The 13,916-nt window shown below is 34.7% G+C and carries 9 protein-coding genes; all 9 read left to right on the top strand.

Features of this window, described 5'->3' with window-relative positions; translation table 11 throughout:
• Nucleotides 1-417: 417 nt before the first annotated feature.
• Entirely contained in the window at nt 418-900 is a 483-nt protein-coding gene (locus BN1372_RS02890; protein ID WP_062197355.1) for a PaaI family thioesterase, read from the top strand.
• 212 nt (nt 901-1,112) lie between these two features.
• Nucleotides 1,113-2,726: a Na/Pi cotransporter family protein gene (locus BN1372_RS02885; protein ID WP_062197354.1), complete on the top strand. Its 1,614-nt coding sequence runs from the start codon at nt 1,113-1,115 to the stop codon at nt 2,724-2,726.
• A gap of 451 nt (nt 2,727-3,177) precedes the next feature.
• The gene (locus BN1372_RS02880; RefSeq protein ID WP_062197353.1) at nt 3,178-4,998 is read left to right on the top strand and encodes an acyltransferase family protein; all 1,821 of its coding nucleotides are present in this window, start codon (nt 3,178-3,180) and stop codon (nt 4,996-4,998) included.
• Nucleotides 4,999-5,321: 323 nt separating this feature from the next.
• Entirely contained in the window at nt 5,322-6,131 is an 810-nt protein-coding gene (locus tag BN1372_RS02875; protein WP_062197459.1) for a ZIP family metal transporter, read from the top strand.
• A 142-nt stretch (nt 6,132-6,273) separates the two neighbouring features.
• Nucleotides 6,274-8,151: a molecular chaperone HtpG gene (gene htpG, locus BN1372_RS02870; protein ID WP_062197352.1), complete on the top strand. Its 1,878-nt coding sequence runs from the start codon at nt 6,274-6,276 to the stop codon at nt 8,149-8,151.
• Nucleotides 8,152-8,597: 446 nt separating this feature from the next.
• Complete coding sequence (locus BN1372_RS02865) at nt 8,598-9,734, top strand: response regulator (protein WP_062197351.1); 1,137 nt, start codon at nt 8,598-8,600, stop codon at nt 9,732-9,734.
• A 90-nt stretch (nt 9,735-9,824) separates the two neighbouring features.
• On the top strand, nt 9,825-10,607 hold the full coding sequence (locus BN1372_RS14895; protein ID WP_062197350.1) for a hypothetical protein: 783 nt from the start codon (nt 9,825-9,827) through the stop codon (nt 10,605-10,607).
• The gene (locus BN1372_RS02855) at nt 10,600-12,858 is read left to right on the top strand and encodes an ATP-binding protein (RefSeq protein WP_062197349.1); all 2,259 of its coding nucleotides are present in this window, start codon (nt 10,600-10,602) and stop codon (nt 12,856-12,858) included. Before BN1372_RS14895 ends, BN1372_RS02855 begins: the two co-directional genes overlap by 8 nt.
• Nucleotides 12,859-13,173: 315 nt before the next feature.
• A complete protein-coding gene (locus tag BN1372_RS02850; RefSeq protein ID WP_062197348.1) occupies nt 13,174-13,872 on the top strand; it encodes a response regulator transcription factor in 699 nt (232 codons plus the stop codon).
• The last annotated feature ends 44 nt before the right edge of the window (nt 13,873-13,916 follow it).

The following is a 13,916-nucleotide window of genomic DNA, read 5'->3' as shown; positions in this document are numbered from 1 at the left end:
CCTCAGACTTTTCATCTTTTATATTATAAACCTTGTACACGTTTTCTTGCTTTTCTGCATCACTAAGTGACCTTTAATGAATTGTAACAGAAAGAATTATTACGAAAAATAGAGTAGTTGATAAAACATATGTTGTAATCATACCTATGTGAAAAAGATAGGCGATTTATAGTAAATATCCAATGAACGGATATTGATTATTTTTCTACTATCTTTTTCATCTTATTTTATCTCTTATGAACAGACAGTAAGACACCACTTCACAATGTTCAGAATAGTTACGTGAGGGAAGAGCAAAACCCCCACTTATGAAAGATTTCTTTATATAAAAAAACGTAGAATATTTTCTGAATTTTCAAATTTATTATAGGAAACGTCGATAAAATATGGTAAGCTAATTTACAAAGGAGGGGTATTATGGAAGGAAGAGTGGTACAGGCAATTCAAGATGAGTATCCAGATGACTTTGCGTGGTGTTATGGGTGTGGTAGATTGAACGAAGATGGTCATCATGTTCGAACAGGGTGGCAAGGAGATCGGACGATTTCTATTTATCAACCGGAACCCGAACATACTGCATTGCCAGGATTCGTGTATGGCGGCATTATTGCTTCTTTCATTGACTGTCATGGGACAGGCTCTGCATCATTAACATTACACAAGAAAAATGGGCATAACGTAGGGGACGGGGTCGAACCACCACGATTTGTTACGGCATCTTTAAAAGTAGACTTTTTGAAACCAACTCCTCAAGGCATTCCATTAAAAGCAATTGGAACGGTCGAAGAAATTCATCCTAAGAAATGGAAGGTGTATACAGACGTTTTCGCAGGTGACAGCCTTTGTGCAAAAGGAGAAGTCGTTGCGGTCGTCATGCCAGATACATTTTTACAAACATAAATGTAAACGGATACTTTTTAAATACGGCAAAGCTAATTGTAGAATCTACTTGTCTACAATTAGCTTTGCTTTTTTGTTAAAAGAGCGGGTGTATACTAGAATAGAAGATAAAAGCAGGGAAAATATTCTATTTTTTTGAGAATGTGTATAATAATTATATTAAGGAAAGGTTCGTCAGAAGAAAAATTGATTATTAATAAATAGGTGATGGGATGGATACAGTAACAATTGTTTTAGGAGGAATCGGTCTTTTTTTATTAGGGATGATTTTAATGACCGATGGGTTGAAGTCTTTAGCGGGTGATTCGTTAAAGCAATTATTAAGTAAATTTACAGGTGGCGTATTTTCAGCGATTGTTTCAGGAACGGTCTTGACCGCTATTTTACAATCATCTAGTGCGACGACGTTAATGACGATTGGGTTTGTTAGTGCTGGGTTATTGTCTTTTTCACAATCGATTGGTGTCATTCTCGGAGCCAACTTAGGGAGTACGAGTACGGGCTGGATTGTGTCGTTGATTGGACTTAAGGTGAGTGTTGGATCATTTGCATTACCGCTTATCGGAATCGGTGCTTTGTTAAAGTTTTTGACGCAAAGATATGCTCCTTTAGGAATGGCGCTTGCTGGGTTTGGTTTGTTATTCCTTGGGATCGGGACGTTGCAAGATGGGATGTCTGGCGTTGCGGAAAACGTCACACTAGGTTCTATAGGAGGACCTGTTTTTTTGCAGCATATTTTACTCGTGTTAATCGGAATGGTGATGACCATCGTCATGCAATCTTCGAGTACGGCCATGGTGATTACGTTAACGGCACTTGCTGCACAAGCGGTGTCGTTTGAACAAGCAGCTTTGCTTGTTATTGGTCAACATATTGGAACGACGGCAAAAGCATTTGTCGTAACGATAGGCGGGACGATTCAAGCGCGCAGAACTGCAATGTCACACATTTTGTTTAACTGCATGACTGCTTTACTAGTTTTTCTATTGTTGCCACTCATCCTTCCGGGTATTTTTACTACTGGTCGTTTTCTAGGTATAAATGATGATGCAACGCTATTAGCTTTATTCTCCACTGCGTTTTATATCATGGGAATAGCGGTCGTTGTTCCTGTTTTACCGTTATTTACGAAGTGGATTATTCGACTTGTACCAGAAAATGAAGATAAGTTAACGAAGTATTTAGATGCGAGTGTTGCCTCTGTTCCTTCCGTTGCGATTGAAGCAGCAAGAAGAACATTGATTCGGATTACAAAAGCCATTTCCGGAGTAGGAGCGGAGTTATTTACAACTAAAGTATTATCGCCGTCTATGGAAAAAAAACTAGAAGAAGCGAATATAGCGTTAATCGAAACAATGCAATTTTTATCAAAAATTAGCAATCAATCGTACTCAACATCACAAAAAGAATACCAACAACAAGTTAATCTTATTCATACTAGTGATCACTTGACTCGTTTATTAAAAACACTAGAAGAGTTTGATATGAATGAATATACGAACCAAAATAAAACGGTCCAACATCTTTCAGAAAATATGAAACAATTATTTTTAGAAATGGAACAAAGTTTAACGTATCACAATCATAAAGATCTAGTGAAAAAGGTGAAAGTAACATCGTTAGAAATAGCGGAAATTCGCCGAACAAATCGAAAAGAGATTATCAAAAAAACGGTTCTTCAGCAAGCAGACGTGGATGCTGCGATTGAAAAGGTGCATACGTTACATTGGATTGATCGGGTGGCGTATCATCTTTGGAGAAGCATGCATCATTTAAATAAATGTCGAAAAGCAAAGGATAAAGTAGAAGAAGCGGAGAAAAATTGATGTTTTTTTTCGAAAGATAAAACAAGAAGAAATACCTAGTATTTTTTAAAAAGAGAGGGTATTATTTATCAGTAAAATAGTCGAAAAATTCCTCTTACTAGCGAAAAAAGTAGAAAATATAATCGGACTATGTTCTCTTACTATCTTATGGTCTATTTGTTATACTGAAAAGGTTGCATCGCACAGCAGCAAAAAAATTTTTACCCTCATATAAAGGGCAAAAATGCCTCCGCTTTTATAAATCTAGCAAAAGAGATAGATAAGCGGGGGATTAACTGCCCAACTCTTTATTTTTTTGAATGATATGTAAAAAGTCTAAGGTAAACCGATGTTTCCTAAGGCTTTTTTCTCTTTTAATCTAGTAAAAGCAAAGGATAAAAAGCGACATACTCTATAAGAGATCTTTTTACGAAATAATAGATGAAGCACGTTAAGGAATGGGGTGAATGGCATGCCAACGCCAACGAAACGTAATCGCAGGTATATGGCAGGTTTAGATGGCTTAAGGGCAATCGCTGTTTTATCGGTCATTTTTTACCATTTATATATGCCATGGGCGCCTGGGGGGTTATTAGGAGTAACCATCTTTTTTGTACTTTCCGGTTATTTGATTACCGATTTATTAATCATGGAGTGGAAAGAAACGAATCATATTGACTTAAAGCAATTTTGGTTGCGAAGAATACGTCGATTAATTCCAGCAATGGTCACAACGATGGTTTTTGTTACGGCATATATTACTTTTTTCAACCAATCGTTGCTCTCTAATGTGCGCAAAGACTTTCTAGCAGCTTTATTATATTTCAGCAACTGGTCCTATATATTTCGAGATGTATCCTATTTTGAAACATTTGAAACCCCCTCTTTATTTACACATTTTTGGTCGTTAGCAATTGAAGAACAATTTTATTTGCTTTGGCCACTTGTGATAATAGCAGGATTGACGTTTGTAACAAAACGTGGAAACTTGTTTCGATATGCGATGATGGGTGCCATTTTGTCTGCCTTATGGATGGCGATTTTATATGAACCAGGAACCGATCCAAGTCGTGTATATTACGGGACAGATACACGAGTTTTTTCCTTGTTAATCGGTGCAGCGTTAGCGATTATTTGGCCAAGCGATAAATTAGCCACTCGTGTCGGGAAACAAGGTCGATTGTTTTTAGACACTATTGGTTTCATCGGTCTTATGATAGTGATAAGTATGATTTGTTTTTCTAATCAATACGATGCCTTTCTTTACCGTGGTGGTATGTTTATCGTTTCTATAGCTGCTGCGATGCTCATTGCAGCATTAGTGCATCCAGCAAGTCGCATCGGTCTTATGATGGGAGTTCGGCCGCTTCAGTGGATTGGTGTTCGTTCTTATGGGATGTATTTATGGCATTATCCCGTTATTATTTTAACGACACCTGCTGTCCATACAGGAGAAGTACATCCGGTACGAATGATTGTTCCACTATTTTTAACTGTTCTTTTTGCTTCACTATCTTGGAAATATATCGAAGATCCAATACGAAAAGGGGCGATTAAAAAATGGTGGCAAGCCGTTCGTTCTGGATATTGGGGATTAAAACATATTCCACCGCTTCGATGGTTGGCGATTAACAGTATGATGTTTGTCGTCATTATCGCAAGTGTAGGATTATATATTGCCCCTCAATCTGAAGCAAAGTCAGCAAAACAGACAGAAGCTGTGAAAGAAACCGTACAAAAAGAAACTTCAGTAGAAAAAGAAGCCCCTATCTCACCTGAAAAAGTGGCCAAGGCGGCAGAAGAAAAACCGGTAGAAACTTTTCAACGGTCCGTCACAGTAATCGGGGATTCAGTTGTTATCGATGCTACACCGTATTTACAATCTGTATTTTCCACGATTACGATTGATGCGAAAGTGGGACGGCAAATGTCTGAAGCAGCGACGATTATTCAACAATTACAAACAGACCAACGTTTAGGAGAAGTAGTGATTATTAGTTTAGGGACGAACGGACCTTTTTCTAAAAAACAATTAACATCTGTTCTCCAATCAATGGAAAATAAAACAGAAGTATATCTAGTAAATACACGTGTTCCAAGACCGTGGGAAAGCGTAGTAAACGACGACTTAAACGAAGTAGCCGAAGCTTTTTCGAATGTGACTGTTATTAACTGGTATGAAGCAAGTATCAATGAACCACAATACTTTGCTGGTGACGGCGTGCATTTAACAAAAACAGGGGCAGAAGCATATGCTACCCTTGTAGAAAAATACGTGACAAATAAAAAATAGAAATGAGGATAAAAAGGAAGTGGAGAAAAATGTCTACTTTCTTTTTTATTTTACTAGTTTCTATTTATAGCTAGATTATAACGAAGTCTTCTGTCAATGGGGAAAAGCAAAACGCCCCTAATGATGGAAGATCTTTTTATATAGGATAGAAAAGGAATAGACTTCACGAAATAAAAAGAATATTTAGGAAAATAGTGTAATAATTTATAGTAAACATCATATAATTGGTCTTGACAATAAATGTTTCCTTAGTGCAAAATAAGAGTAGGCACTCAAATCTTAAATATTAATTGGCTAGTCGGAAAGGAACGATTTGGATGTTTATGGATTGGTTTACGCAATTTAGCCCCACCATACAAGCTTTATTTGGCGGGTTATTGACATGGGGAATGACTGCATTAGGAGCGTCTATTGTCTTCTTTTTCCGTTCGCTTAATCAAAATGTGATGAATTCGATGTTAGGATTTGCAGCGGGGGTAATGATTGCAGCATCTTTTTGGTCATTATTGGCTCCGGCGATAGATTTTAGTGAAAAAAATGGGCAAATTAGTTGGTTAGCTCCGGCGATTGGCTTTTTACTCGGTGGATTATTTATTCGATTATTAGATTTTGTTGTTCCTCATTTAGACCTTGGCGTGCCAGAAGATCAAGCAGAAGGACCAAAAACAGGACTGAAAAAGTCTACCCTTCTCTTTTTAGCTATTACCCTTCACAACATCCCTGAAGGATTAGCAATCGGTGTTGCGTTCGGTGCAGCCGCTTTAGGGTTTTCTGATGCTACGTTAATTGGTGCCATTGGTTTGGCAATTGGAATTGGGATTCAAAATATGCCAGAGGGAGCTGCTCTTTCTGTTCCACTTCGAGGAGAAGGAATGTCTCGTTTAAAAGCTTTCCATTATGGGCAATTATCGGCCATTGTTGAACCGATAGCTGCTGTTTTAGGTGCTGCTGCTGTGTTAATGGTTCAACCTATTCTTCCATATGCATTAGCGTTTGCAGCAGGAGCGATGATTTTTGTTGTCGTCGAACAACTCATTCCACAATCACAAGCTTCGGGAAGTAAAGATTTAGCAACGCTCGGATTAATGGCTGGATTTACCGTAATGATGGTTTTAGATGTGGCACTTGGATAACAACCTTCCGATAAAACGGAAGGTTTTTTTGTGTTCAAAATTGCTATGTATTGACAGAAAAAATGTAGTATGTTATTTATTTAGTTATTAGCACTTAAGTTCATCGACTGCTAATTATTAAAAGTACAGGGGAGAGGTTGTTATGGAAAAGAAACAATTTCAAGCTGAATCCAAACGATTATTAGAAATGATGATTCACTCTATTTATTCTCAAAAAGAAATCTTTTTACGTGAGTTAATTTCTAATGCAAGCGATGCAATCGATAAGATTTATTACAAAGCATTAATGGATGATCAGTTAACGTTTGATAAAGATAGTTACTATATTAAAATAGTTGCAGACAAAGAAAATAGACAGCTAAAAATTTTAGATACAGGAATTGGCATGACGAAAGAAGAGTTAGAAAATAACCTTGGTGTTATTGCGAAAAGTGGTTCTTTAGCATTTAAAAATGAAAATGAAATCAAAGACGGGTACGATATCATCGGTCAATTTGGCGTTGGTTTTTATTCTGCTTTTATGGTAGCGGATCAAGTAACCGTCATTAGTAAAGCGCTCGGGAGTGAAGAAGCGTACAAGTGGGAATCTAGCGGAACAGACGGGTATACAATCGAACCTTGGAAAAAAGAAACAGTCGGTACAGAAATTATTTTACATTTAAAAGAAAACACCGAAGAAGAAGCATACGATGAATATTTAGAAACGTATCGGTTGCGAGAAATCATTAAAAAATATTCTGATTTTATTCGTTATCCTATTAAGATGGATGTCGCGGTACAAAAACCAAAACAAGATAATGAAGAAGAATATGAAGAAGTAATCGAAGAACAAACAATCAATAGTATGGTTCCGATTTGGAGAAAAAATAAGTCAGAACTTACAGACGAAGACTACGAACAATTTTATCAGGAAAAACGGTACGGATTTGATAAACCATTAAAACATATTCATATTAAAGTAGACGGTTCCGTAAGATATAATGCCATTTTATTTATCCCAGAAAATATTCCTTTTGACTATTACACACAAGAGTACGAAAAAGGATTAGAGCTGTATTCAAACGGTGTACTAATCATGGAAAAAAGTCCAGAATTACTTCCAGACTACTTTAGTTTTGTAAAAGGAATGGTAGATTCCGAAGACTTATCATTAAACATTTCAAGGGAAATGTTACAACATGACCGTCAACTTCAAATCATTGCGAAAAACATCCATACGAAAATTAAAAATCAATTAAAGAGTTTATTAAAAAATGAACGAGAAAAATATGAAACATTCTATCAATCATTTGGTAGACAATTAAAATACGGTATTTACAGTGATTTTGGAAGCCATAAAGAAGACCTACAAGATTTAATTATGTTCTATTCATCGAAAGAGAAAAAATTAGTCACATTAGAAGAATACGTTTCTCGCATGCCAGAAGATCAAAAATATATTTATTATGCGGTTGGGGAATCGTATGATAGAATCGAAAAACTTCCGCAGCTTGAAGCGGTGTTAGATAAAGGCTATGAAGTACTGTACTTCACCGATGATATTGATGAATTCGCCATAAAAATGTTAATGACCTATCAAGAAAAAGAATTCAAATCTGTATCAAGTGGTGATTTAGGAATTGAAGAAGAAAACGGAACAGAAAAAGAAGAAAAACCAGAAGAAAATAAAGATATTTTCGAATTTATGAAGCAAGCTCTTGGTGGAAAGGTAAAAGATGTACGAGCATCGAAACGATTAAAAACACATCCTGTTTGTTTATCCGCAGATGGCGATGTCACCATTGAAATGGAAAAAATCTTAAAACAAATGCCAACGAATGAAAACATTAAAGCGGATAAAGTGTTAGAAATTAACGTGGACCATGATGTATTTCAATCGTTAAAACAAGCGTTTGAAAACGACAAAGAAAAATTAACATTATATACAAACTTATTGTATAATCAAGCATTGTTAATTGAAGGATTAACCGTTCAAGACCCAGTTGAATTTTCAAATGATATTTGCAAAATTATGCGTTAAAAGTATAAATGTATAGTGGAAGAAAAGCCGTGTTTCACGGCTTTTTTTGTTTCTCCCTTAATAACGGGCAGTAAGACATCCACTTCAAAATGGTATGGTAAAACCGAAAAATAATGAAGTGGGGGAATAGAGTTGTGTTAAGATATGGTGATAAAAAGAATATAATAGGTCTTAGGGCTTCGTTCTTATTATGGATAAAATATAGCATCTTTTATTTTTTAGTTTATTAGAACCTTTTATGGGTATTTTATCTATTGGTATACTAGAAGTAGATGAGTGAAAAAAATAATTGTTTGTTTAAATAAATAGACATGTATTCTTTGTCACAGAATAAATACGTGCATTTTTAATCGTTACATAATCTTCCACGCACGGAAGGTCTATTATTACCCATTTTCTTTGCCATTATAATGAAGGCGTAAAAGGAAAAAGTAAAGGAGTAGCGTATGAAAGCAGTACTTGTAGATGACGAAAAACTTGCTTTAGACTTGTTAGATAATTATCTTAGTAGAATAGACAATATTGAAATACTAGGTAAATATACAGATCCGATAATAGCAAAAGAACAAATACTAAAAGCAGATGTAGATGTCCTTTTTTTAGATATCCATCAACCTGGGATAAACGGATTAGAACTAGCGGAGCAAATAATCGAATATAAACCAGAAGTAGCGGTTATTTTTGTGACTGGTTATGATGAATATGCAGTACAAGCTTTTGAATTAAATGCGTTAGATTACCTTGTTAAACCGGTGAATCGCAATCGTTTAGAAAAAACAATTAAAAGAATAGAAGAATACTTAACGTATAAAAAAGAAAAACCGGTAGTGAAAGAAGAGAAGGTACAGATAAATGTTTTTAGGCAATTGACGATAAAACCGACAAATAAAGAAGACGTAACTTCTATTCGTTGGAGAACAAAAAAGGCACAGGAATTATTTCTTTATTTATTTCATCATCGTGATCAACTCGTTCGGAAGTCCACATTAGTAGAGTTATTATGGCCTGATTATGATGTGGATAGAAGTTATTCGCAATTATATACGACGGTGTATCATGTTAGAAAAGCAATAAAGACGTTGTTTAATCATTTTACCATTAAAAACACGACAGAAGGTTACATGTTAAATGTAAAAAATGTACTAATAGATGCGGAACAATGGGAAAAGAATTTGAAGGAACTTTCTCCGCTTAGCGAACAAACAATCCATCAATATATTGAAATAGTGAATCAGTATAAAGGTGGTTATTTACAAGAGTATAATTATTGGTGGGCGGAAGCGGAACGTCATCGTTTAGAAACATTATGGTTAAATATCATTTTTCAAATAGCGGGTTGGTATGATAAAAACGAAGAAGTACACGAGGCCATTACATGGTATGAAAAAATTTGTATGCAACATCCAGAAGCGGAAGAAGCATATGTGGCATTAATGAAAATCTATGCTTCATTAGATGAACCATTACTTGTACATAAAAAATATCAACAGTTAGAAAAGGCATTAAGAGAAGAACTATATCTAGAGCCAAGTGAACATACTGTCACATGGTATAACAAATGGAAGAAATCAAGTGAATACTGAAATGAATAAGGGATACTTTTTCCTGAAAATGTAACATATCTAAAGGAAGAATTCGTCCCTTTTTTGTTTCTTTCGAAAGGGGCTAATTTTTTGATTGTTCGGAACTATAAATGGAAAAGTATTCTCGTACTTATTCTTCTTTTTCTCGTCCTCATGGTTTTTCGCCTTTTGTGGTTAGCATACCATTTTCCTTCTGATCAACCATTAGCACATAATGGGATTTTAGATTTACGTACTTACGAATTAAAAGATGATAAAACAATGATGTTAAATGGTGAGTGGAAGTTTTCAGAAGGTCATTTACCACGTGAGCATGAACAGGAAAATGTAGAATGGGAAACAATAGCTGTTCCTACAACAAGTGAAGATAATAGAAAAGCTGATTATGGTACGTATCGATTGAAAATTTTGTTAAATGAAAAGGATTATAAAGAAAGAACATATGGGCTTCGGATTCCGTCTGTCAAAACGGCGTCTGCATTATTTATCGACGGAGAGCTGAAAGGAAAATCAGGGGAAGTGGCGGATCATCCAACACAACATATAGGCAAAGATATCCCCTATACGGTTTATTTCACTACTGATAAAAAAGAGATGGACATTATTCTCTACGTGTCTAATTTTGATACGGTTGAAAATATCGGAATTCATAAATCGATAAAATTTGGCTCTGCAGAAGCCATTTCAAAAGAACAAGATTTCATTAAAATCCTTCTCACAGGTATGGTAGTTGTGCTTTTGTTACATAGTTTGTATAGTTTATTAGTTTACTTTTTTATTTATCGAAATAAAATCGTTCTTTTTTTTACGATTGGATTTATCTTTCCTGCACTTGATGAACTTATTACATACGATAAGTCATTGATTGATTGATTGGCTTCAACTGGATTATCATTGGTCGTTAAAACTTACTAATTTGATTTATCTTGCTGCTTCTTTTTTCTTTGTGCAATTTATGTCAGTTTTATTAACAAAATATAAACAGCATAAATTATTTTACTTGTTTTCTGTTTTATATGGGATATGTGCGGCATTGATTCTAATTATGCCAGTGCAGTATTTACTGCCGGCAAATGCGGTGTTCTTTATTCTTTATTTTGTTTCCTTTTTGTCGGTTCTGTTATTTGCATTTCAAGAGTTTTTGCAAGATCAAAAAGAATCATTTTATCTGGCACTTATTATGGTAAGTACCACATCTGGTATTGTATGGGGATTAATAAAGGCTTTTGCACATATTGAAATTCCATTTTATCCTTTTGATTATTTGTTTGCTTTTCTTGGTTTTGCTGTGTTTTGGTTTAAACGGTATGATCAAAAGCATAAAGAAGCAGCTGAACTAGTTGTAAAGTTACAAAAAGAAGATAAGTTAAAAGATGAATTTTTAAAAAGTAGTGCTGAAAAGCTTTGGACTCCATTGAACGAAATGATTACGATTGCACAAACGATTATCGATGGAAAAAAAAGTTTACTTGCTACTCAAGATAAAAATAATTTGCTATTTCTGATTAATATTGGTCGAACGATGTTCTTTACCCTTCAAGATTTAGTAGACTTTACTCGTTTAAAGGAAGGGAAACTGCCCTTTCAACCAAAAAGCTTGCGTATCCAAGGGGTAATATCTGGTGTTATTGATATGCTTACGTTTTTTGCTGATGGAAAACAAATTCAAATGACATCTAATATTTCTCCCTCATTCCCTAATGTAATAGCAGATGAAAGAAGGCTTATTCAAATTTTATTTAATCTGTTACGTAATGCAATATCATTTACAAATAGTGGTGAGATTACGGTGGATGCTGAAATAAAAAATAATATGGCTGTTATTCATGTTCGTGATAATGGAATCGGGATAGACGAAGAGATGAAAAAGAAAGTTTTTGCATCGTATGAACAAGGAGTTGCAAATGATAAAGGAATGGGACTCGGTCTTACTCTTAGCAAATACTTAATCGAATTACATGGTGGGACTGTATATCTAGACACTGCTCCGAATCAAGGTTCAGATTTTTATTTTACTTTACCGTTAGCAGAAGAAACAGCGGCAGAAGTCAGTCAACAAGAAGTGAAGACTAATGAGGAAAAAAATCCGCAAAATACGGAGGATATTAGTGTACAGAAAATAAAAGATAGTAAGGGAAAATATCGCATTTTAGCTATCGATGATGATCCAGTAAATTTAAAAGTAATTAGTACTATTTTTCATACGGAAAATTATCATGTTACGACGGTAACGAATGCACAAAAAGTGATACATTTATTGAACGGTAACGAATGGGATTTAGTGATTGTTGATGCAATGATGCCGTATTTATCTGGATATGAATTAACACGTTTAATTCGAGAACGTTATACACCATTAGAACTCCCAATTCTTATCATCACATCAAGGAATTATCCTCAAGATGTGTACGTTGGGTTTTCTTATGGTGCTAATGATTACGTAGTAAGACCGATTAATTCCCTCGAACTAAAAACGCGTGGGAAAGCTTTGATTAATATGAAGCACTCGATAAATGAACATCTTTATATGGAAGCGGCTTGGCTTCATGCACAAATTCAACCGCACTTTTTGTTTAATACATTGAATACAATTGCTTCTCTTAGTATGATTGATTCTGATAGAATGGTTGCTCTTTTGAATAAGTTTGGAGAGTATTTAAGAAGAAGTTTTACACCAGAAAACTTAAAAAGAATTGTTCCACTTGAACAAGAGTTGGAACTTGTAAAGTCTTATCTTTATATTGAAAAAGAAAGGTTTGTGGACCGTTTGCAAGTAGAGTGGGACTTGGATGAAAATATACGAGTGAAATTACCACCACTTTCGATTCAACCTCTAGTAGAAAATGCAATCCATCATGGGATACTACAAAAAAGGGCGGGGGGAACTCTCCGCATTTCAATTAAAGATGTTGCTAACTTCACAAAAATCACGGTCACGGATGATGGCGTTGGAATGGACGAAGAACAAATAAGGAAGATTTTGCATGGTAAGTTAGATAGAAGTGTTGGTTTAACCAATATAAATAGACGATTAAAAAAAATGTACGGAGATGGACTCCATATTCAAAGTATACGTAGTCAAGGAACAGAAGTGTCTTTTCAAATTCCTAAAAAGGAAATGTAGAAGAAGAAATTTTCTATTCAAAGGGTTTCCTTTTCACAGGTTGGCACGATGCACATTTCTTAGTAGTAATAAAAAAACTAATCTTTCAAACTGGCTTTTTTGAAAGGTTAGTTTTTTTTGTACAGAATTTGTATAGTTGAGTACTATATAATGCATATTTAATTGTAAATATTTCCTTGTATGAAAGTTTTATAGTCACTTTAACTAATCAAGTTACGACAGGTATTTGTTTTAATTGGTGTATATTGGAATTTATTAAATTTGATGATTTACATAAGAGAAAGACCTAGTGTATGTAGAAAGGTGAAATAAAAGATGGATAAAGTTGTCATTATTGATGATTGTCAATTATTTGCGGAAGGTTTACAACAAATTTTTATACAAGAGGGAAAATATACGGTCCAGTTATTTAATAGTCATGAACTATCTGTACAAAATATCATAAAAGCTGATCCGACAATCATTATAATCGATGATTCTATTTCAACAAAAATCGGCACACTCATTCGTCAGCTGATGCAGAAATTATCGAATACAAAATATGTTATGTTTACAACTGATCCACAATATAGTCGAATTAAAAGTTTACTTTATTTAGGGATACACGGTTATCTAGTAAAAAGTATTAGTATGGATACCTTGTCGGAATGCCTGGAAGTAGTTAGTAACGATCAAATTTACATTCATTATAAAATTTCCAGTTATCTATTACGTGCGGTCCGAACGAATGGGCAGAACAATCATAATTTACAATCGAAAGCAATGCACCGTTTTCATTTTTCACACGAATCTCCATTAACAAAAAGAGAATGCGAAATAGTCTATTTATTAAGTGAAGGATTATCCAATCGTGCAATAAGCCAGGAGTTATTAATAAGTGAAACAACAGTAAAAAGTCACGTTTCCAATATTATTCATAAACTACATGTAGAAAATCGATTAGGTGTTGTGATAAAAGCTTTAAAAAATGGCTGGATATCGTTTGCTGGAGAATCTGGTAGAGGAAGAGGATAAAGGATATAAAAAAATAATCGTCATACAGCTGAAGCAAAGGGATT

The organism is Massilibacterium senegalense (assembly GCF_001375675.1).
In the GTDB taxonomy this organism is placed as follows: Bacteria; Bacillota; Bacilli; order Bacillales; family Massilibacteriaceae; genus Massilibacterium; species Massilibacterium senegalense.
The sequence above is the reverse complement of the archived record's forward strand: the minus strand, read 5'-3'. Positions and strand labels throughout refer to the sequence as shown.